The 19,409-nt window shown below is 71.9% G+C and carries 19 protein-coding genes; 9 read left to right on the forward strand and 10 right to left on the reverse strand.

Going from position 1 to position 19,409, the window contains the following annotated elements; translation table 11 throughout:
• The first annotated feature begins 59 nt into the window (after positions 1-59).
• Positions 60-659, forward strand: a complete 600-nt coding sequence (locus V6R91_RS31880) for a putative glycolipid-binding domain-containing protein (protein WP_336398695.1) — start codon at positions 60-62, stop codon at positions 657-659.
• Positions 660-678: 19 nt separating this feature from the next.
• On the opposite strand, the gene V6R91_RS31885 is transcribed toward V6R91_RS31880, so the two are convergent.
• Genes V6R91_RS31885 through V6R91_RS31910 form a run of 6 tightly spaced genes read right to left on the reverse strand, consistent with a single transcriptional unit; the run spans position 679 to position 8,456 of the window.
• Positions 679-1,995 carry a sulfatase family protein gene (locus V6R91_RS31885; RefSeq protein ID WP_336398696.1) on the reverse strand — a complete coding sequence of 439 codons (1,317 nt, stop codon included), beginning with the start codon at positions 1,993-1,995 and terminating at the stop codon, positions 679-681.
• The gene (locus V6R91_RS31890) at positions 1,992-2,951 is read right to left on the reverse strand and encodes a nucleoside hydrolase (RefSeq protein WP_336398697.1); all 960 of its coding nucleotides are present in this window, start codon (positions 2,949-2,951) and stop codon (positions 1,992-1,994) included. The genes V6R91_RS31885 and V6R91_RS31890 overlap by 4 nt, the downstream gene beginning before the upstream one ends.
• Positions 2,948-5,170 carry an arylsulfatase gene (locus tag V6R91_RS31895; protein ID WP_336398698.1) on the reverse strand — a complete coding sequence of 741 codons (2,223 nt, stop codon included), beginning with the start codon at positions 5,168-5,170 and terminating at the stop codon, positions 2,948-2,950. Before V6R91_RS31895 ends, V6R91_RS31890 begins: the two co-directional genes overlap by 4 nt.
• A 37-nt stretch (positions 5,171-5,207) precedes the next feature.
• Positions 5,208-6,560: an extracellular solute-binding protein gene (locus V6R91_RS31900; protein WP_336398699.1), complete on the reverse strand. Its 1,353-nt coding sequence runs from the start codon at positions 6,558-6,560 to the stop codon at positions 5,208-5,210.
• Complete coding sequence (locus tag V6R91_RS31905; protein WP_271059930.1) at positions 6,560-7,471, reverse strand: carbohydrate ABC transporter permease; 912 nt, start codon at positions 7,469-7,471, stop codon at positions 6,560-6,562. The genes V6R91_RS31900 and V6R91_RS31905 overlap by 1 nt, the downstream gene beginning before the upstream one ends.
• The gene (locus tag V6R91_RS31910) at positions 7,464-8,456 is read right to left on the reverse strand and encodes a carbohydrate ABC transporter permease (RefSeq protein WP_336398700.1); all 993 of its coding nucleotides are present in this window, start codon (positions 8,454-8,456) and stop codon (positions 7,464-7,466) included. Before V6R91_RS31910 ends, V6R91_RS31905 begins: the two co-directional genes overlap by 8 nt.
• A 116-nt stretch (positions 8,457-8,572) precedes the next feature.
• On the opposite strand from V6R91_RS31910, the gene V6R91_RS31915 reads away from it, so the two are divergent.
• Entirely contained in the window at positions 8,573-9,637 is a 1,065-nt protein-coding gene (locus V6R91_RS31915) for a LacI family DNA-binding transcriptional regulator (RefSeq protein ID WP_336398701.1), read from the forward strand.
• Positions 9,638-9,658: 21 nt separating this feature from the next.
• Here V6R91_RS31915 and V6R91_RS31920 read toward each other — a convergent pair whose 3' ends face one another.
• Entirely contained in the window at positions 9,659-10,855 is a 1,197-nt protein-coding gene (locus V6R91_RS31920; RefSeq protein ID WP_336398702.1) for a glycosyltransferase family 2 protein, read from the reverse strand.
• A 199-nt stretch (positions 10,856-11,054) separates the two neighbouring features.
• Here V6R91_RS31920 and V6R91_RS31925 point away from each other — a divergent pair, with 199 nt between their 5' ends.
• The 3 genes from V6R91_RS31925 (at position 11,055) to V6R91_RS31935 (ending at position 13,679) form a co-directional block, all read left to right on the forward strand.
• Positions 11,055-11,498: an adenylyltransferase/cytidyltransferase family protein gene (locus V6R91_RS31925; protein ID WP_271059926.1), complete on the forward strand. Its 444-nt coding sequence runs from the start codon at positions 11,055-11,057 to the stop codon at positions 11,496-11,498.
• Between the two features lie 49 nt (positions 11,499-11,547).
• A complete protein-coding gene (locus tag V6R91_RS31930) occupies positions 11,548-11,811 on the forward strand; it encodes a glutaredoxin family protein (RefSeq protein WP_067250605.1) in 264 nt (87 codons plus the stop codon).
• A gap of 122 nt (positions 11,812-11,933) precedes the next feature.
• Complete coding sequence (locus V6R91_RS31935) at positions 11,934-13,679, forward strand: aldehyde dehydrogenase family protein (protein WP_336398703.1); 1,746 nt, start codon at positions 11,934-11,936, stop codon at positions 13,677-13,679.
• A 36-nt stretch (positions 13,680-13,715) separates the two neighbouring features.
• Here the strand turns inward: V6R91_RS31935 and V6R91_RS31940 are convergent, their stop codons facing one another.
• Positions 13,716-14,132, reverse strand: coding sequence for a VOC family protein (locus tag V6R91_RS31940; protein WP_336398704.1), 417 nt, complete (start codon positions 14,130-14,132; stop codon positions 13,716-13,718).
• 72 nt (positions 14,133-14,204) lie between these two features.
• Between V6R91_RS31940 and V6R91_RS31945 the strand changes: the two genes are divergently transcribed.
• Positions 14,205-14,783, forward strand: coding sequence for a helix-turn-helix domain-containing protein (locus V6R91_RS31945; RefSeq protein ID WP_336398705.1), 579 nt, complete (start codon positions 14,205-14,207; stop codon positions 14,781-14,783).
• A gap of 3 nt (positions 14,784-14,786) precedes the next feature.
• On the opposite strand, the gene ypfJ is transcribed toward V6R91_RS31945, so the two are convergent.
• A complete protein-coding gene (ypfJ, locus tag V6R91_RS31950; protein ID WP_271059922.1) occupies positions 14,787-15,686 on the reverse strand; it encodes a KPN_02809 family neutral zinc metallopeptidase in 900 nt (299 codons plus the stop codon).
• A gap of 54 nt (positions 15,687-15,740) precedes the next feature.
• Between ypfJ and V6R91_RS31955 the strand changes: the two genes are divergently transcribed.
• The 3 genes from V6R91_RS31955 to V6R91_RS31965 all read left to right on the forward strand — a co-directional run bounded on the left by V6R91_RS31955 (position 15,741) and on the right by V6R91_RS31965 (position 18,511).
• Entirely contained in the window at positions 15,741-16,742 is a 1,002-nt protein-coding gene (locus tag V6R91_RS31955; protein WP_336398706.1) for a malate dehydrogenase, read from the forward strand.
• Between the two features lie 142 nt (positions 16,743-16,884).
• The gene (locus V6R91_RS31960) at positions 16,885-17,949 is read left to right on the forward strand and encodes an LmeA family phospholipid-binding protein (RefSeq protein WP_336398707.1); all 1,065 of its coding nucleotides are present in this window, start codon (positions 16,885-16,887) and stop codon (positions 17,947-17,949) included.
• A gap of 88 nt (positions 17,950-18,037) precedes the next feature.
• A complete protein-coding gene (locus tag V6R91_RS31965) occupies positions 18,038-18,511 on the forward strand; it encodes a recombinase family protein (protein WP_336398708.1) in 474 nt (157 codons plus the stop codon).
• Between the two features lie 36 nt (positions 18,512-18,547).
• Here the strand turns inward: V6R91_RS31965 and V6R91_RS31970 are convergent, their stop codons facing one another.
• On the reverse strand, positions 18,548-19,384 hold the full coding sequence (locus V6R91_RS31970; protein ID WP_442928210.1) for a hypothetical protein: 837 nt from the start codon (positions 19,382-19,384) through the stop codon (positions 18,548-18,550).
• Between the last annotated feature and the right edge of the window lie 25 nt (positions 19,385-19,409).

Below are 19,409 nucleotides of genomic sequence, written 5' to 3' on the forward strand. Positions count from 1 at the left end.
TCCTCGTCGTCCATCCCCGTCTCCGCGCGGATGTCCGTGGCCGGTGGCACGCTGGCGACATGAGCGACGGCGACCGCTATCAGTGGCAGGGGATCGACGACCCAGACCGGACCGATCTCGCCCACGTCCGCTTCTCCGGCGACACGATGCGGGCGCACGGGACGTCGATCACCCGCGCGTACGCGACCTCGTGGTCGCTGGACGTCGGGCCGGGCTGGATCACCCGGTCGCTGGAGGTCGATGCCCACGGCGCCGGCTGGAGACGGTCGCTGCGTCTGACCCGCGACGCCGCCGGCGCGTGGTCCGCGGAGGCGGACGCACGCGGAGAGGCCGACCTCGCACCGCCCGGTCTCGCCGACCCGGAAGCCGTCCGGGGAGCGGTGGACTGCGACCTGGGCCTGTGCCCGCTGACCAACACCATGCCGATCCGGCGGCTGGACCTGCTTCACCGGTCCGCCGAGGACGCACCGCTCGTGATGGCGTGGGTGGAGGTGCCGTCCCTCCGGGTGATCCGCAGCGAGCAGCTCTACGGCTCCTTCGGGGACGGCAGGATCCGCTACGCCAGCGCGAACCGCGACTTCGCGGCGGAGCTGACGACGGATCGGAACGCGATGGTCGTCGACTACCCGCAGCTCGCCCGCCGCGTGACCCCGCGCTGACCGGCCGGAGCGCCGGACGTCACGTCCCCGCCCAGAGCTCGTTGTCCTGGAGCAGGGTGTCCCGCCCGGCGAGGCGGAACGCGTCGGACTCATAGTCCTCCCAGTCGCGGCCGCCTGTACGCCGCCACCAGTCGTCGACCTCCGCTCGCAGCTGCGCCGCGAGCGGCGCGAACCGCTCATCCCCGGCGAGGTTGCGCCTCTCGTGAGGGTCCTCCTCCAGGTCGTACAGTTCCTCGTCCCCCTCCCCGGGCCCGTAGTGGCGGACGTACTTGTGGCGCTCGGTGCGGATCATCCGGAAGGGGTGGAATCCCCAGTACGCCCCGTAGTGCTCCAGGAACACCCGGTCGGCGCCCGGGGCCCCGCCCAGGACGGGCACCAGGCTCCGATCCGGCCAGCCGTCCGGCCGGGGCACGCCGGCGAGATCCATCAGCGTCGCCGGCAGCTCGACGTTCACGGTGAGCGCGTCGACCACCGACCCGGCCGCGACCTGCGGCGCGACCACGATCAGAGGAACCCGGTACAGCTCCTCGTAGGGCAGCGGCCCCTTCAGCCGCAGGCCGTGAGCGCCCATCAGGTCACCGTGATCGGAGGTGAAGGCCACGACGCGCTGCCCGCCGCGGGCCTCGAGCGCCGCCGTCACCCGCCCCACCTCATGATCCATCGCGGCGATCATGGACAGGTACTGCTCTTGCTCGCGCCGCAGCGTCTCCTCGTCGTAGCCGCCTCCCGGCTGCGCCCTCCGCTCGGCCTGGTACGCGGGGCGGTCGGAGAGGTCGTCGCCGAACGACTCCGGGATCCGCACGTCCCCGGACCGCGGGAGGAAGTCCGGGACGTCCTCGAAGGGCGGATGCGGCTGGTGCCAGGAGACGACCAGGAACATCGGCCGGTCCCGGTCGTGCGCCTCGACGTACGCGACGGCGTCGTCGGTGATCGCCCGGTCCACGGCCGCGAGGGACGGCCCTCCGCCGCGCTCGATCCCGGCGTCGTACCCGAGGCCGGACAGCGGGAACCCGAAGTGGGACTTGCCGAACAGCGCCGTGGAGTAGCCGGCGGCGCGGAAGGCGTCCGCGATCGTGGTGTGCTCGGCGCCGAGGTGCCCGGTGTGCCCGCCGAACCCGTAGATCACCATGACCCCCGCCTCGTGCGGGTACAGGCCCGTCTGGAGGGAGGCGCGGGACGGCGTGCACTGCGCGTTCGAGCAGAACGAGCGCTCCAGGCGCGCCCCCGCTGACGCGAGCGCATCGAGGTTCGGCGTCAGGGACGGCGATCCGCTCCCCAGGCGCTGGGCCTGCATCTGATCGCAGATGAGCAGGACGACGTCCGGCCGGCGGGTCATCCGGGCACCGCCGCGCATGCGTGCTCCAGGAACAGACGCCGGTACCGCGCCTCGTCGACCTCCAGGGCGACGTCGACCGGCGGGCCCCAGTCCGCGCCGCGGAGATCCGATTCGCCTCGATGAGCCCGGCGGTCCACCATGGTCTGACCGCGCGCGGCGCCGTCCCGCACGACGGTCACCGGCGCGCGGACGACCCGGATCCCGTCGGGGTCGATCGCGGCGCACACCGCGCCGGCGTCCCCGATCAGCATGCCGTCGGTGTCGGCGTCTCCGAGGGCGGGCCGATTCTCCCACAGGGCGCGGACGAGACCCGCGCCGGGATCCTCCGGGCCGAGCGCGCGGAGGTCGCGCGCGGAGAGGGCGACACGCAGGAAGACGTCCAGTCCGTACATCGTCACCGGCGCCTCGGACGCGAGGACGATCGCCGCGGCCTCCGGGTCGTGCCAGACGTTGAACTCGGCCACCGGCGTCGCGTTGCCCACCGAGGCGGTCCCTCCCATCACGACGATCCGCGCGAGGTTGCGCTGCACCTCGGGGTGCGTCCGCAACAGCAGCGCCACGTTGGTCAGCGGGCCGAGCGGGACGAGCGTCACCGGATCCGGGCTGTCCAGGATGCGCGCCCGCAGCAGCTCGACCGCGTGCCCGGGCTCGGCGCCGCGGGCCCGCTCGGGCAGCACGACCCCGGCGATCCCGTCGGCGCCGTGGACATGGCCCGCGTCCCGATGCTCCTCCAGGAGCGGGCGCTCCGCGCCGCGGGCCACGGGCACCTCGTCGGCGCCGGCGATCGCGAGCACGCCGAGAGTGTTGCGCACGACCTGGTCGACGTCCGTGTTCCCGGCCACGCAGGTCACCGCGAGGAGTCGGACGTCCGGATGCCGGGCCGCGAGCAGGAGGGCCAGCGCGTCGTCCACGCCCGTGTCGAAGTCGAGGATCAACGGGATCGGCGCGCGTGTCATGAGGTCCTCATCGCCAGCTCGGCCTCCTCGACGGGGTCGACGGCGCCGAGCGCCTCGACCTCCAGGAGCTCGAACACCGACTCGGGGAACGGGAACTCGCCCTCGTAGGCCGCGGAGACCTGGCGCCCCCGGTCACGCCCCACGTCGGTGCCCCAGTAGGACAGATGCCCGAACGAGAACGGCACCGTGTCCCGGGCGACGTCGGCGCCGTCCTGCCGGAGCGAGACCGCGGCCGAGTGGTCGGGGCGCTTGCGCACCTCCAGCACGACGCGCACCGGCACGGTCTCGTCCAAGGCGATGCGCACGGCGGTGCGCACCCCGAGCGCGGTGTGCTCGAAGACGGCCTCGCCGTCCTGGACGTACAGGACGTACCCGCCGAACGTCGTCCCGCACGCGAGGAGGACCCCTTCGTGGGTGCGGTTCCAGTCCCGCAGGTGCGCGGTCATGCGCATCGAGCGCCGCAGGCCTGACGCCTTCATGCCAGAGGGAAGATGCCCGGAACGCGGATAGAGGACGAAACGGTCGGCGCCCCCGATCCCCGGGACCTGTCCCACGCCGGTGTTCAGCAGGTGGCCCATCGACCGGTCGTCGATGGGGAACACGTCGTTGCGCTCCGCCTCGCGCCACCACAGCGCATCGAGCTCCTCGACCTTCGCGGGGTGATCCGCGGCGAGGTCGACGGACTCGGAGAAGTCCTCCGCGGAGTGGTACAGCCGCCACTCGGCAGACGTCAGCGGCTCGCCCTCGACGTGGGCCGTGACCGCCCGCCATCGCCCGTGACGGATCGCTCGATGCCCGAACATCTCCCAGTAGTGCGTCTCTCGGGGATCCGGGGCGGAGGCCGAGGCGAACGTCGCGGTCATGCTCCTGCCGTGCATCTGCGGATCGGCGTCGACGCACGCGAGCTCCAGCAGGGTCGGGGCGATGTCGACGGCGTGCGCGAACTGCCGCCGCACCTCCCCCGCGGCCGGGATGCCGGACGGCCAGCGCACCACCAGCGGCGAGCGCACGCCGCCGAGGTCGACGAACTGCTTCCAGTACTGGAACGGGGTGTTGCCGGCCATCGCCCACCCCTCGGGGTAGTGGGCTCCCGCGGACGGGCCGCCGAGCTCGCCCACCCGCTCGCGCTGGGCCTCTAGCCCGTAGGGCAGCCGGGAGTAGACGACGTTCGTGTCGACGCCGCCGAGGTCCTGCCCCTCCCGGCTCGCGCCGTTGTCGGACATCACCATCACCACCGTGTTCTCGGTGAGACCCAGTGCGTCGAGGCGGTCCAGGAGGCGACCGATCTGGGCGTCGGCGTGCTCCAGGAACCCGGCGAACACCGCCTGGAGGCGGACGAAGAAGTCCTGCTCCTGCACGGACAGCTCGTCCCAGGCGGGGACCCCGGGGTTGCGGGCGTTCAACGCGGTCCCCTCCGGCACGAGCCCCATCGCGATCTGGCGCTCCAGACGATCGGCCCGGGTCCGGTCCCACCCCTTCGCGAAGACATCCCGGTACGGCTCGATGTACTCGGCCGGAGCCTGGAACGGCGCGTGCGTCGCGCCCAGCGCGAGCTGGAGGAAGAACGGATCCTCCCGTCGATACGTCAGGTGCTGGGTCACGTAGTCGATGGACCGGTCCACGAGGTCCTCGCTCAGGTGGTAGCCGTCGCGGGACACCGGCTCGGCCTGGTGGTTATCCTCGTACAGCTCCGGCGTGTACTGGTCGGTGCAGCCGTCGAGGAACCCGTAGAAGCGGTCGAACCCGCGCGACAGTGGCCAGCTCTCGAACGGCCCCGCCGGGGTGATCTCGTGCGCGGGGGTCAGATGCCATTTGCCCACCAGGAACGTGCCGTACCCGTTGTCCCGCAGGATCGCCGGGAGCATCGGGACGTCGGCGGGGATCCGCCCCCGCGAGTTCTCGAAGCCGGTGTCCAGATCCGAGAGGAAGCGCATCCCGACGGAGTGGTGGTTCCTCCCCGTGAGCAGGCTGGCCCTCGTCGGCGAGCACAGCGGCGTCACGGAGAAGTCGGAGTAGCGCAGCCCCTCCTCGGCGAGCCGATCGATGTGCGGGGTGCGGATCTCGGCCCCGAAGCACCCGAGGTCGGAGAACCCGGTGTCGTCCAGGATGATGAGCACCACGTTCGGCCGGCTCGCATCCCGTTCGCGCGGCGCGGGCCACCAGGGCTCGGACTCGGCCACGGTCCGGCCGACCCTGCCGGGGAACTCGGTATCGCTCATGTCTCTCCCTCTCCCGTCCGGGATCCGTGCCGACCGCTCAGCGGCCGATGCCTGCCTGAAGCTGCTGCTGCGCCTGCTGCGCGGTCATGTCCCCGAGCAGCACCGCGTTCATGACGCTCGCGAGCAGTTCGCGCTCCTTCTGCGACACTCCTTCGATGACGCCGTGCTCCCCGAGGGCGCCGTCCCAGACGGCGTCCGTCATCAGGGAGAACGCGACGGTCCGCGCGGGGCTCTCCTGGAGCCTGGCCTTGAACGCCTCGGACTCGGCCACCGAGGCGCGGACCGGGAGCTGCCCTGTCTCGGTCGCCCAGATGCTCTGCGCCTCCGCTCCCGTGAGGAACCGGATGAGCTGCCACGTGGCGAGGTCCTTCTGCGGATCGTCCGAGAAGGCGACGACCCCCGGGCCGTACAGGACCGACACCGGCGCGTCGGTCTTCTCGGGCTGCGGGGGTGCGGCGGCGCCCCAGGCGAACGCGTCCCCGATCGAGTCCGGGAAGAAGCCGATGTTCCGGCTGGTGCCGAGCACGAACGCGGCACGCTGCGAGATGAACGACTGCAGGTCCGGCCCGGTGACCTGACCGGGGGCGCCGCCGGCGACCTCCGCGTACCCGGCCTCGGCCAGCTCCTGGAGCTGCTCGAGCATCCGGGTCCAGGCTTCCTCCCCCACCCCGGGCTCGCCCTTGTCATCCTTGACGACGCCGCCGAACGCACCGGCCAGCGCGTCCATGCTGGATCCGTCCCCGCGAGCGGAGAGGCAGGCCAGCCCGAGCTCCTCCTTGATCGTCGCGCATTGCGCGACGAACTCGTCCCAGGTCTCGGGCGGTGCGGAGATGCCGGCGGAGGCGAGGAGGTCCTCGTTGTAGTACATGACCATCGTGTTGGCGGTGAACGGGAAGCTCAGGTAGTCCCCCTCCGCGACCTCGTAGCGGTTGATGGTGCGTTCGATCTCGAACACGTCCTCGAGGTCCTCCTCGGAGAGCCCGTGCGCATCGTCCTCGATGTAGGGGGTCAGATTCAGGACCTTGCGGGATTCCTGGTATCGGAGGACGTCCGCGGGATAGGCGATCGCGAGGTTCGGCGGATCGCCCGCCTGCAGCGCGGAGACGAGCTTCTTCTGTTGCTCGGCGAAGCCGCCGGTGAACTGCGCGTCCACGGTGATCCGAGGGTTCTCCTCCTCGAAGCGCTGGATGAGGCCGTCCAGGGCCGCCTGGTCGGCACCCTGGTAGACGTGCCAGAACGAGACGGTGACGTCCTTCGTGAGGTCCCCGGGGATGTCGGCCGGTGCGATGCCGCCGGCGGGGGAGCCGGAGCATCCGGCGAGCGCGAGCGCGGCGACGGTGCCGAGCCCGAGGGCCGCGAGGGCCCGGGCGGGGGTGCGGGTGGTGAGCATTACTTCAGAGCTCCTTGTCCGATGCCGTTGATGACGAACTTCTGGGTGAGGGCGAAGAGGATGATGATCGGGATGACCGACAGCGAGGTCGCGGCCATCAGCAGGTTGAGGTAGACGCCGCCCTCGGTCTGGAAGACGGAGAGCCCGAGCTGGAGGGTGCGCATGCCGGTGCTCGAGGTGACCAGCAACGGCCACAGGAACGCGTTCCAGGACCACAGGAAGCTGAGGATGAAGACGGTCAGGGACGTGGACCGGGCGATCGGGAAGACGATCGACCAGAACACCCGCCACTCCCCGGCCCCGTCCAGCCGTCCGGCCTCGGTCAGCGAATCCGGGAACGAAAGGAAGCTCTGCCGGTAGAGGAAGATGCTGAAGGCCGAGACCAGCCACGGCACGATGAGCGCCGCGTAGGTGTCGTACCAGCCGAGCTCGCGGATGAGGACGTAGTTCGGGATGAACGTGGCCTCTCCCGGCACCATCGCGGCGAGCAGGATGAGGACCAGCACGATGCCGCGGCCCTTGAACGTCCCCCGCGCAAGGCCGTACCCGGCCATGGATCCGAAGACGACGTTGAACGCCGCGCACACCACGGCGACGAGGACGGTGTTCAGCACGTACTGCCCGAACGGCGCCTGACCGAGGGCCTGCGGGATGACGCTGAGATCCCAATCCGCCGGCCAGAGCGTCGGCGGGACGGCCAGCGCCTCCTGCAGCCCCTTGAAGGACGAGGTGACCATCCAGTAGAGGGGGAACATCAGCACGAGCACGATCAGCACGACCACGACGTGGCTCACCACGACCGCCGGGGTGGGCCTCCGGCGCCGCAGCGGCGCGCGCAGCGCCCGGGGAGAGCGGCGCCCGCCGCCCTGCGTGGTCAGCGTCCGCGTGGCGTCGGCCGTCGTCTCACTCATCTCCCACACCTTTCGAGACCTTCGACTGGACCCAGCTCAGCAGCACGATGATCAGGGACAGCACGATCGCGGTGGTCGCCCCGAGACCCAACTGGTTGTCCTCCCAGAACTGCCGGACCATCAGGATCGACAGCGTCTCGGAGCTCCCGAACGGCCCGCCGCCGGTGAGCACGTAGATCAGGTTGAACTCGCGCATCGAGAAGATCGTCAGGGCGATCGACAGGAACAGGACGGTCGGGGTGACCAGCGGCATCGAGATGCTGCGGAAGATCCGGAATCCGCCGGCGCCGTCGATGCGCGCCGCCTCGGACAGGCCGGGGTCGACGTTCGAGAGCGCGCCGAGCAGCACGACGACGGTGAAGCCGAGCATGTGCCAGACCTGGACGACCATGACGACCACGAGCGCGAGGCTGGGCCCGGCCCAGACTCCGTCGAGGACCACACCCGTCGGCGCGAGCAGCTTCGCGAAGATCCCCGTGCCGTCCAGCAGCCACGTCTGCGACTCGATCCCGAACACGGCGAGGAAGGAGTTCGCCAGCCCGCCGGGCGTCGGGCCGAAGATCGTCTGGAAGATCATGGCTCCCGCGACCGTGGGGACGACGTAGGGCGTGAAGACCAGGATGCGGTAGATCGAGTGGGCCGCGAGCGTCGTGTGCAGGACGTAGGCGAGGGGCAGCGCGATCGCCAGCGTGATCGGCACGGTGCCGATCACGAAGAACAGCGTCACCGCCAGGGCGTTGTAGAACGCCGGGTCCGTGATGAGCGAGACGTAGTTCTCGAGGCCGGTCGCGCTCGCCCCGCCCAGCGACCAGTCCGTGAACGACATGCCGATGTTGAAACCGAACGCACCGATGTGGAACACACCGATGACGAGCAGCCCGGGGAGCACGAAGCTCCAGCCGGGCCCGTGCGGTCGGCGCGTCCGGCGCGCCGGGGTCCGTCGTCGTGCGAAGGTGCGCGGCAGCACCGCCGTCCCTGTCGACATGGTCACCTCCCTGTGAGTTGTCAACACGAGTTGAGCATCGGGTGCGACCAGCTGTCAAGACTGAATTCGAGATTGTTGATATTGCGGTTGTTCAGGCGGCCACGTAGAGTCAATACGTGTTGCAGCAAGGATCTGATTCCCGTCCGGCTCGACGGAAGGACGTCGCGGAGCGCGCCGGGGTCTCCCCCGCCGTCGTGAGCTATGTCCTCAACGGAGGACCCCGCAGCGTGTCCGCCGCCGTGCGGGAACGGGTCCTCGAGGCGGTGGCCGAGCTCGGCTACCGGCCCAACAGCATCGCCCGCTCTCTCCGGATGGACCGGACGATGACGCTCGGCCTCATCGTCCCCGACCCGTCGAACCCGTTCTTCGCGACGCTCGTTCACGCCGTCCTCCGACACGCCTCCGCCGAGGGGTACGCGCTCCTGATCGGAGACGCTCTCCAGGACGGCACCATGCAGGAGACCTGGATCAGGACCTTCATCCAGCGCCAGGTCGACGGCATCATCCTCGTGCCCGGCATCACGACGACGGCCGGAGAGGACGAGCTCCGTCGCCGCAACGTCCCGTTGGTGCATGTCGTGCGCCCCCCTGCGCAGAGCAGCGACGCCCCCCTCGTCACGATCGACAACCGCGCGGGCGCCCGGGAGGCCACGCTCCACCTGATCGGCCACGGACGACGCTCGCTCGCCTGCATCGCGGGTCCCGGGATCGTGCGCTCCGCGCGGTCCCGGGTCGAGGGCTGGCGCGACGCGATGCTCGAGAGCGGGGTGCCCGTCGACGAGGACCGGATCGTCTACGCGCCGTTCGGACGGGAGGCGGGGTACCGCGAGACGATCCGACTGCTGGAGCGCGACGGCGCGCCCGACGCGATCTTCTGCGGCAGCGACACCCAGGCGCTCGGGGTCCTGGAGGCGCTCAAGGACCGCGGCGTGCGGTGCCCGGAGGACATCGCGGTCGTCTCCTTCGACGGGATCCCCGCGGCGGGCTACGTCACGCCGGGCCTGACGACGATGGCGCCTCCGATCGCCGAGATCGGGCGCACCGGCGTCGAGCGCCTCCTGGAGCTGTTGAAGGATCCGGGGCGCCTCGCCCCGACCACCGTGCTGCCCGCGCAGATGGTGCGCCGCGGATCGTGCGGCTGCCCGGAACCCGAGGCCTCCGACGCGGACTTCACCGCCTGACCGGCCGGATCGCCGGACGCGCTACAGCTCGCCCGGCCGCATCGCCTCCGCGTCGATCGCGCGGATGATGCGCTGCGCCGCGGTGTCGACGGGCGGCTCCTCGGCGCCCTTGCCGCGGCGTCCCCCTCCAAGGCGGCGAGGGGCGTAGACCACGAGCGAGTGAAACAGGAACCGGGCGAAGAAGGCCACGCCGAGCGAGATCGCCGCGGCGAGGATACTCGAGAGGTGCCAGGTCTCCACCATGAACGCCAGCACGGGGATCCGAAGGGCCGCCTCGACGTTGTTGAACGCGAACGACTGGGCGAAGCGGACCGGCAGCCGGGAGGCGTCGTCGCGCATGTCGGCGAACACGAAGCGCTCCTGCAGCACGAAGTTGCCGATGATGGTCGCCTCGGCGGCGATGATCGCCGCCCAGACGTACTCCATGCCGAGCGAGGTCAGCGCCCACATGATGGCGAGGTTCGCGACCGCGCCGAGGGCTCCGATCAGTGCGAACAGGGACATCTTCCCGAACCGCAGCCGGGTCAGGTGGGCGAGGAAGGTCGTCCCCTGGCGGAAGGTCGCCTTGGACGTGCCGTTGACCCGCTCGCCGAACGCCATCGGCACCTCGGCGACGCGCACTTCCGAGCGCACGAGGATCTCCAGCAGGATCTTGAAGCCGTTCGGACGCAGGGCCGCGGGATCGATCCGCCGGCGGTCCACCAGGAAGAACCCGGTCATCGGATCCGAGCTGCGTGCGAGGCGGATCGGGAACATCGCCTTCGTGAGGAGCGTCGCGGCGCGCGAGGTGGCGTAGCGCATCGTCGTGCCGAGTCCGGCGTGGTCCCCGCCGCCGATGTAGCGGGAGGCCGCGACGACGTCGGCGCCTCCGTCGAGGTGCCGCGCGAGCAGGTCGGGGATCAGCTCCGGCGGATGCTGCAGGTCCCCGTCCATGACCACGCAGAGGTCGTGCTCGGCGGCGCGGATCCCCTCGACGACGGCCCCGCCGAGTCCTCCGACGGCCCGCTCCCGATGGATCACCCGGACCGGGATCGGCGCGGTCACCGACACGGCGCGGATCACATCCGGGGTGTCGTCGGTGCTGTCGTCGACGAAGACGATCTCGCCGTCCTGTCCGTCCAGGGCGTCTGCGACACGGGAGACCAGCGCGGCGACGTTGTCGCGCTCATTGAAGGTGGGGACGACGACGGTGACGGCCGTCGGCGACGTGTCGTCCATGCCTGTCCCCCTCCCCAGCGCCGACTTCCATCGTCGCACGTCGAGCGGCCCCCTGCCTGCGCGCCCGCCCAGCCGCCGCTCGTGGAGTTCCGGCGACGGACGCGCTAGGATCGGCGGATACGGCTGTGGGAGCCGTCGGGCGGATGGGGATCCGCCCTCACTGGGGAGTCCTTTCGAGGACGCGACATCTGGGGACGTCATGGGGACGCGTATCGGCTATGCCGCGGGAGCATTCGACCTGTTCCACGTGGGCCATCTCAACCTGCTCCGCCACGCGCGGCAGCAGTGCGACCGACTCGTCGCGGGGGTGGTGAGCGACGAGATGCTGCGGCAGGTCAAGGGGATCGAACCCGTGATCCCGACGGCGGAGCGGGCGGAGATCGTCCGCCACATCTCCTTCGTGGACGACGTCTACGTGGAGACGGCCCCGGACAAGATGGACGCCTGGCGGGACGTGCGCTTCACGCACTTCTTCAAGGGCGACGACTGGCGGGGCACCGAGAAGGGCCTGAGGCTGGAGCGGGAGTTCGCCGAGGTGGGCGTCGAGGTCGTGTACTTCCCGTACACCGCGCACACCTCCAGCACCGCGCTGCGGCGCGCGCTGGACGCCATCGCCTCCGGCGCGATGGCCGCCGCCCGCTGACCCGCCCACCGCGGAGCCGCCTCCGGATTTCAGCCGTACGCTGGGTGACATGAGCACTCCTGCCTCCGACACCATCACCATGTTCGGCGCCGAGTGGTGCGGCGACTGCCGCCGCACCAAGAAGCAGCTCGACGAGCTGGGCGTCGCCTACACCTACGTCGACCTGGAGGCGGACCCCGCCGCCGCGGACGTGGCCAAGGAGATCTCCGGCCGCACGAACATCCCGGTCGTGGTGTATCCGGACGCCAGCCACCACGTCGAGCCGTCCAACGCCGACGTCGAGGCGAAGCTGCGCGAGCTCTCCCTCATCTGAGGCCCGAGGCTTTCCGCCGGGGCCCGGACCCCGAGGCCGATCGGCGACGGAACCGGTGCGATCGGGCCGTCCTCCGGTCACGACGGTCGTAGGGTGGAGACACCGCGCCGAAGGAGGCTCCGATGCCCGCATCCCCCGCCCTCGCCGAAGACCGGCGTGCGCCGATCGACGCGGCCGTCGCCGCTCTCGCCGACGGCGCCCGCTCCTGGGCCGCGCTGACGGTCGGCCAGCGCGCGACCGTCCTCCGCGGCGTCCGCCGTACGGTGGCGGACACGGCGCGGACCTGGACGCAGACGGCGGCCGCCTCCAAGCAGCTGCCGCCCGGACACCCCCTCCGCGGCGAGGAATGGCTGAGCGGCCCCTACGGCGTGCTCGGCGCCCTCGACGCCTACCTATCGACCCTGGAGCGGATCGCCGACGGGCGCAACCCGCTCGACGGCGTCCGGGTCGATCGCGGACCCGGCGGACGGACCCGCGTGCACGCGTTCCCGCTGACCGGGATCGACCGCTTCCTCCTGTCCGGCTTCTCCGGCGAGGTCTGGCTCACCCCGGGCACCACCCCCGGCGACGCCCGCGCGCGGGCGGGGCTCGCCCAGCGCGCCGCCGCCGAGGGCGACGGGGGCGTCGGGCTGGTGCTCGGCGCCGGGAACATCACCTCGATCCCCGTCCTCGACGTGCTGTACGAGCTGCTCGCGCACAACCGGACGGTGCTGCTCAAGGTCAACCCCACCCAGGACGCGCTCGTGCCCGTGTTCGAGCGGGCCCTCGCCCCGCTCATCGCGCCCGGCTTCCTCCGCATCGTCCGCGGCGGCGCGGACGTCGGGACCTACCTGACGGCCCACGCCGGCTTCGCGCACGTCCACATCACCGGGTCCGCGCCGACCTTCGATGCGATCGTGTGGGGCCCGTCGTCCGGTCAGGGCGCCGCCGCGACCAAGCGCCGCCGCACGCAGGACAAGCCGCGGCTCACGACGCCGATCACGGCCGAGCTGGGCGGGGTCTCCCCGATCATCGTCGTCCCCGGGTCCTGGAGCGCCGATGACCTCCGCTTCCACGCGGAGCACATCGCCACGATGCGCCTGCAGAACGCCGGGCACAACTGCATCGCCGGGCAGGTCGTGATCCTGTCCTCCGACTGGTCCCAGGCCGATCAGTTCCGCGCCGAGCTTCGCCGCGCCTATGCCAACGCCCCCGAGCGCCCGATCTGGTATCCCCGCTCGGACGAGCGGATGCAGCAGGCCGCCGACGCGTATCCCGACGCGCTCGTGCTGGCCGACCGCGTGCTCGTCGAGCTCGGCCCGGAGGACGATGCGGCCGCGCTGGAGCAGACCGAGTACTTCGCCCCGGTCCTCGGCGTCGTCTCGATCCCCGGCACCGGACAGGAGTTCCTGGACGCGGCGGTCGCCCACGCGAACGAGCGGCTCCAGGGGACGCTCGGCGCGAACGTGCTCATAGACCCCGCGTCCGAGCAGGCGCTCGGGGCGGGCTTCGAGCGCGCGATCGCCGACCTCCGCTACGGGGACATCGCGATCAACGCCTGGACGGCGTTCGCCTTCCTCACCCCCACCATGACCTGGGGCGCGTACCCGGGCGGCACGATCCAGGACGTCGGCAGCGGCATCGGGGTGGTGCACAACGCGCTGCTCCTCGCGGACGTGGAGCGCTCCGTCGTGCGCGGACCGTTCCGCCCGTTCCCCCGCTCGGCGTCCGTCGTGACGGACGGCGGACGGTTCAGCATCCTCCCGAAGCCCCCGTGGTTCGTGTCGTCCCGCACCGGCGCGGAGGTCAGCGAGGGACTCACCCGTTTCCGCGCCCGCGGCGGGGTGCTGGCGCTGCTGCGCACGCTCGTCCAGGCGATGCGCGCCTGAGCGCGCTGCTCGCCCGCTCGACGGGCGGGGCCGCGCTCACGCGTACGCCCCCACGAACTCCGGGGCGGGCTCGATCGGCTGGATGACGTCGACGAGCACCCCGTCGGGCGCGATGACGATGAAGTGGCGCTGCCCGAAGGCCTCGTCCCGCAGCGGCAGCGCCACGTCGCATCCCCTCTCTCCCACGAGTCGCGCGTGCACGGCGTCCACATCGTCGACCTCGACGTTCACCAGCACGCCCCGCACGGCGGCGCGGAAGGGCGCGGGGATCGTCTCGTGCGCGCGGTCGAGGATCGCCAGCTCGAACACGGCGCCATCCCTCCCCGGCACACGCAGGCTCACGTACCAGTCGCTCTCGAAGGAGACCTCGAAGCCGAGCTCGTCGCGGTAGAACCGGGCGGCCACGGCGACGTCCGAGGACATGAGTACGGGGTACAGGCTGGTGACGGACACGTCTGCTCCTTTACGTACACTGAGTATGTATCGCCCTCGAGTTTACATACACGCTGTACGTAAAGGAACCCCATGCCCCGCGCCTCCGCCGACGACGCCGCACGCACGGCGCAGCAGATCCTGGACGCCGCCCGCGCGCTGTTCGCCGAGGACGGGTACGCGGCCGTCGCCGTGGAAGACGTCGCACGGCGGGTCGGAGCCACGCGCGGGGCCGTCTACCACCACTACGGGAACAAGGCCGGGCTGTTCGAGGCGGTCGCCGCTCGGCAGCAGGAGCTCGTGGCGGCGGCGGTCGTGGCGGCCGCCGACGCGGCCGGCGACGACCCCTCGGCGCAGCTCCGCGCCGGCAGCCACGCCTTCCTCGACGCGATCACCGACGACGCCGCGGTGCGCGTGCTTCTGATCGAAGCGCCGGCGGTGCTGGGGTGGCAGCGGTGGCGGCAGCTCGACGCGCAGCACTCGGGGGTCCACCTCGCGGAGGCCCTGGCCGCGGCGGGCGTGGAGCCCGCCCTCCGCGAGGCGATGACGGCGATGCTGTCCGGCGCGATGAACGAGGCGGCGCTGGGACTGGCCGCGCGACCGGGCGACGCCGCCGCGCGCACCGCCGCGCACGCCGCCTTGGACCGGCTCCTGGACGCCGCGCTCGGGTGAGGACTAGAGGTTCGCGTCGGGGACCGCGAAGGTGTCGCAGACCGCGAAGACGTCGCCGGCGGCGTTCTTGTAGCCCTGGGCGAACCACCCCTGGCGCTGCGTGCTGGATCCATGCGTCCAGCTCTCCGGGTTGGAGAAGCCCGACTGCTCCTGGATGTGGTCGTCGCCCACGGTGAACGCCGCATTCAGCGCGTCGTTGATCTGGGCGTCCGTGGGCTTCTCCAGGAACGGCACGCCGTTCTCGTCCGTCTGCTGCGTGATCGCGCCCAGCCAGGCGCCCGCGTAGCAGTCCGCCTGCAGCTCGATCCGGACGCCGTTGCTGTACGGACCGGTGCCGTTGTTCGGGTGCTCGGACATGACGCCGGTGATGTTCTGGATGTGGTGCCCCCACTCGTGGCCCACGATGTAGAGCTGGGCCAGCTCGCCGGCCGAGGCCCCGAACTGCTGACGCATCAGCTGGAAGAAGGTGGGGTCCAGGTAGACGCCCTCCTCGGGCGGGCAGTAGAACGGCCCCACGGCATTCGACGCGGTGCCGCACTGCGTCGCGGTCTGGCCGTCCACGACGGTCATCTGCGGCGGCCGGTAGCCGTCGAGCTTCGCCGTCCAGTAGTCGTCCAGCACGACCTGCGCCCCCGCCATGCGGCAGTCGTCGTTCGTGTTCGCGTCCTGCCCGGTGTTGCACTCGTCCAACAGCGCCCCCTCGGAGGACGACGGAGCCGTCCCGCCCGCCGGCGCCCCGGCCCCGCCGCCCAGCAGCCCGCTGAGATCCACCCCGGTGAACATGCTGATCAGCATCACGGCGATCGCACCGACGCCGACCACGCCGCCGCCCGCGATCGCAGCGGTGCGCCCGCGTCGTCGCGTGGTGTTGCCGCTGATGTCCGCATCGGGATTGAACGTCATGGCACGAGGGTACTCCGCGGATCGGTCGTCGTCCCGCGGTCGTAGGCTCGAGTCATGACGACGACGATCACGATCACCGGTGCCGGCGGACAGATCGGCTACGCCCTGCTGTTCCGCATCGCGGCCGGCGACATGCTCGGCCCGGACGAGCACGTGCGCCTGCGCCTCCTGGAGATCCCCGCGGGCCTCGGCGCCGCGGAGGGGGCGGCGCTGGAGCTCCAGGACGGCGCGTTCCCGCTGCTGGACGACGTGGAGGTCACCGACGACCCGGCGGTCGGCTTCGCGGGCGCCGACCACGCGCTGCTCGTCGGCGCCCGCCCTCGCGGCCCCGGGATGGAGCGCGCGGACCTGCTCGCCGCGAACGGCGGGATCTTCGGCCCGCAGGGAGCGGCGATCGCCGCGAACGCCGCCGCCGGCGTCCGCGTCACCGTGGTCGGCAACCCCGCGAACACCAACGCGCTCATCGCCGCCGCCCACGCCGACGGGGTGCCCGCCGAGCGGTTCAGCGCGCTGACCCGCCTCGACGAGAACCGGGCGCGCGCGCAGCTCGCCGCGACCCTCGACGCGCCGGTCGCCGACGTCCGGCATGTGCCGATCTGGGGCAACCACTCCGCCACGCAGTTCCCGGACGTCTCCCGCGCCACCGTCGGCGGGCGCCCGGTCACGCAGGCCCTGGCCGAGCGGGTGGGCGACGTGCGCGCCTGGCTGGAGTCGACGTTCATCCCCCGCGTCGCCCGGCGCGGCGCCGAGATCATCGAGGTACGCGGATCGTCGTCCGTCGCCTCCGCCGCGAGCGCGACGATCGACCACGTCCGCAGCTGGGCGCTGGGCACCGGGACGACCGACGCGGATGTGACCAGCGCCGGGGTCGTCTCCCGGGGCGAGTACGGCGTCCCCGAGGGACTGGTCAGCTCGTTCCCGGTGCACGCCGTGGACGGCGAATGGCACGTCGTCGAGGGGATCGAGCTCGACGAGTGGGCACGATCGCGCGTCGACGCCTCCGTCGAGGAGCTCGCCGACGAGCGCGAGGCGGTGCGGGCGCTCGGCCTGCTCTGACCGCCGGGCGCACCGCCCCGGAGAGGCGCACGCCCGGGCCGGCGCGGACACGGACGGCGTTCAGGCGGGAGACTTAGACTGATCCGGCCATGACGCCGGATGCCCTCCCTGCCGCCCCTCGCGCAGTACGACGAGGAGGACGATGATGGCCCCGCACGAGCCGCGCACCCCCGAGGCGCACGGCGCCGAGGGGCAGGACGCGCCCACCGCGCCCTTCGAGATGCGCGCCGACGGCCGCCCGGCGATCGACTCCGACGACCGCTCGGACGCGCCCGCACCGCGCCGCGAGGACGAGACGCCGACGCTGGAGATCCCGGTTCAGGCCCCGGCGCAGACCTCGCCGCCGACCCGCTCGCAGCAGTACGTCGTCGAAGGCGGGGGCGCGCTGTTCGCGCCGGAGCAGACTCCCGCCTCCGATCCCGGGGCCGGTGCGCCGCACCCCGCTCCGCGTCGACGGCGTCGCCGGGGTGCGATCATCGCCGTCTCCTCGCTCCTGTTGCTCGCGGGCCTGGCCGCCGGCGGCTGGTTCCTCGGCGAGAGCTGGGCGGAGGGAGAGGTCGTCCGCACCGTGCAGCAGGAGGCGCGGGCGGCGCTCGGCCTGCCGGACGACCATCCGGTCGACGTCGAGGTCCCGACGCCGGTCCTTCCCCAGTACCTCGCCGGCGCGCTCTCCGCCCTCGACATCGCCGTCGCCGACGTCCCGGTCGGGGGCGTCCGCGGCGACCTCACCATGCATGCGGAGAACGTCGCCGTCCGCGGCGAGACCACGATGGGGGATGCCCGCGCCGAGGTCTCGCTCTCGCCGGATGCGGCGCGGCAGCTGCTGGCCACCAGCACCGGACTCCCCACGGTGGGCCTGGAGCTGACGCCGCCGGGCGTGCGGGTCTCGCTGGATCCCGGGCTCTTCGACTCCGGCGTGGACGTCGACGTCGACCTGTCGCCCTCCGTCGGCTCCGGGCGGCTGCTGCTGAACCCGCAGGCGTTCTCGGTCGGGGGCGCGGACATGTCGGCCGACCTGGTGCGCGACCGCTTCGGCGACTACGCCGAGCCCATGCTCTCGCCGCGCTCGGTGTGCCTGGCCGCCGCGCTTCCCCGGGCGTTCACGCTCACCGCCGTGGACGTCGACGACGCCGGGATGACCGCCCGCTTCGACGTGGACGGTGCGATCGCCGAGAACGAGGCGCTCCGGGGTCCGGGAGCCTGCTGACCGATCCGCGCAGGATGTCCGTGGGCGGGGAGAGAATGGGCGGAACGGTCCTCGACAGGGCAGAATGATGGTGGACGGAGGTGCACGGATGAACAGCGCGCAGCAGGATCAGGTCTCGACGGCAGGGCCCGGCGAGGATGCGCTGACCAGCCCCCTGCACCTGCCCCATGCGGCGGCGGAGTGCCCCAAGTGCTTCACCGAGCTGCAGCAGAACCGCGACTGGTGGTCCGCGCGGCCGGACGGCTCGCGGCTCGTCGGCCTCGTGGTGGCCCGTGAGGGGATGCCCTCCGTGGTGCAGCAGCGCGAGGACCTGACCCGCTTCGGCGTCCCCATCGAGGGCTTCCGCCACCCGGCGCCGGACATCCTGGAGAGCTGGGGCGACCGCATCGCCCGCCTGATCGACACCCTCGGCCCCGGCGACGTGCTGGTCGTGGCCAACATCCACGCGCTCGGCCGAGACATCGACGAGGAGTCGCGGACGGTGGCGGAGCTGCGACGGCGCGGAGTGATGGTCAAGGTGCTCAGCCACCACGCACGGCACCTGGCCGACGCCGGACGCTGATCCGGCGCGACCCCGGGAGTCCGTCGGCCGCGGGCATCAGTCGGCGCCGTTGTCCTCGCCCTGAGGCGCGTCCAGCAGCGCCAGGTCCTCCTTCGTCACGAGACGTGACGAGATCACGTGCTCCACGAGACGGGCACGGCGGTTGGTCGCGAACGAGCGCGCGCCTCCGCGCATGCCGGGGACGCCGATCCGGTCGAACTTGTCGCACACGTTGTCGAGCTTGCGGTTGAACCGCGTGACGGTCCATCCCAGGCGCTCGGCCGCGGCAGCGCTCGTCGGGATCGCACTCATCCCGGTGCCGTCGCGACGCAGCAGCGGCTCGGCGAGCGCGACGAGCAGCAGCTTCTGGCTCTCCGTGAGCGGCACCTCGCCGATCGTCGACACCCCGTCGCCGGCCAGATCGCGACGGGTCGCGTGGAACGTCGGGTTGGTCGCGTGGATCGTGAACTCGTAGGTGGTCGGGCCCGCCGAGAACACCACCGTCGTGATCTGGAACACGAGCGGCAGGCGTGCTCCCGGAGCCAGCCACGCCTGGACGCCCCCGGAGACGTCCGTGACCGTGGCGGTGAGGCGCGAGCCGATGTTGGCCAGCCACCACAGTCCGTTCTCCTGCGCGATCTCCAGGAAGTGGCGGTGCAGGAACAGGTTGTCGTCGATCGCGAGCTCACCCTCCCGCCCGACCACGAACCGGCCGCCCTCGGCCACCGGGAAGTACTCACCCGCGAACTCGACCGTGACCGTGCCGGTCGGCGCGGGAGCCGGCTCCTGAGTCCCCTCGCTGGCGCCGGGCTCCGCCTCCTCCGCCGCCGAGGAGTCGTTCGCGTCCGCCGGATCGCTCGGCTCCGCCCCGGCCACCTCGCCGTCCCCGATCATCAGGTCGGCGACGCGGGTCCGGCGG

The organism is Microbacterium sp. CCNWLW41, assembly GCF_037083505.1.

What these genes read in the sequence shown, in the direction of transcription:
- V6R91_RS31900 (WP_336398699.1), bottom strand. Translation starts at nt 6,560, where the DNA reads ATGCTCACCACCCGCACCCCCGCCCGGGCCCTCGCGGCCCTCGGGCTC.
- V6R91_RS31920 (WP_336398702.1), bottom strand. Translation starts at nt 10,855, where the DNA reads ATGGACGACACGTCGCCGACGGCCGTCACCGTCGTCGTCCCCACCTTC.
- V6R91_RS31935 (WP_336398703.1), top strand. Translation starts at nt 11,934, where the DNA reads ATGCCCGCATCCCCCGCCCTCGCCGAAGACCGGCGTGCGCCGATCGAC.
- V6R91_RS31880 (WP_336398695.1), top strand. Translation starts at nt 60, where the DNA reads ATGAGCGACGGCGACCGCTATCAGTGGCAGGGGATCGACGACCCAGAC.
- V6R91_RS31910 (WP_336398700.1), bottom strand. Translation starts at nt 8,456, where the DNA reads ATGTCGACAGGGACGGCGGTGCTGCCGCGCACCTTCGCACGACGACGG.
- ypfJ (WP_271059922.1), bottom strand. Translation starts at nt 15,686, where the DNA reads ATGACGTTCAATCCCGATGCGGACATCAGCGGCAACACCACGCGACGA.
- V6R91_RS31955 (WP_336398706.1), top strand. Translation starts at nt 15,741, where the DNA reads ATGACGACGACGATCACGATCACCGGTGCCGGCGGACAGATCGGCTAC.
- V6R91_RS31890 (WP_336398697.1), bottom strand. Translation starts at nt 2,951, where the DNA reads ATGACACGCGCGCCGATCCCGTTGATCCTCGACTTCGACACGGGCGTG.
- V6R91_RS31905 (WP_271059930.1), bottom strand. Translation starts at nt 7,471, where the DNA reads ATGAGTGAGACGACGGCCGACGCCACGCGGACGCTGACCACGCAGGGC.
- V6R91_RS31930 (WP_067250605.1), top strand. Translation starts at nt 11,548, where the DNA reads ATGAGCACTCCTGCCTCCGACACCATCACCATGTTCGGCGCCGAGTGG.
- V6R91_RS31965 (WP_336398708.1), top strand. Translation starts at nt 18,038, where the DNA reads ATGAACAGCGCGCAGCAGGATCAGGTCTCGACGGCAGGGCCCGGCGAG.
- V6R91_RS31925 (WP_271059926.1), top strand. Translation starts at nt 11,055, where the DNA reads ATGGGGACGCGTATCGGCTATGCCGCGGGAGCATTCGACCTGTTCCAC.
- V6R91_RS31885 (WP_336398696.1), bottom strand. Translation starts at nt 1,995, where the DNA reads ATGACCCGCCGGCCGGACGTCGTCCTGCTCATCTGCGATCAGATGCAG.
- V6R91_RS31960 (WP_336398707.1), top strand. Translation starts at nt 16,885, where the DNA reads ATGATGGCCCCGCACGAGCCGCGCACCCCCGAGGCGCACGGCGCCGAG.
- V6R91_RS31895 (WP_336398698.1), bottom strand. Translation starts at nt 5,170, where the DNA reads ATGAGCGATACCGAGTTCCCCGGCAGGGTCGGCCGGACCGTGGCCGAG.
- V6R91_RS31945 (WP_336398705.1), top strand. Translation starts at nt 14,205, where the DNA reads ATGCCCCGCGCCTCCGCCGACGACGCCGCACGCACGGCGCAGCAGATC.
- V6R91_RS31970 (WP_442928210.1), bottom strand. Translation starts at nt 19,384, where the DNA reads ATGATCGGGGACGGCGAGGTGGCCGGGGCGGAGCCGAGCGATCCGGCG.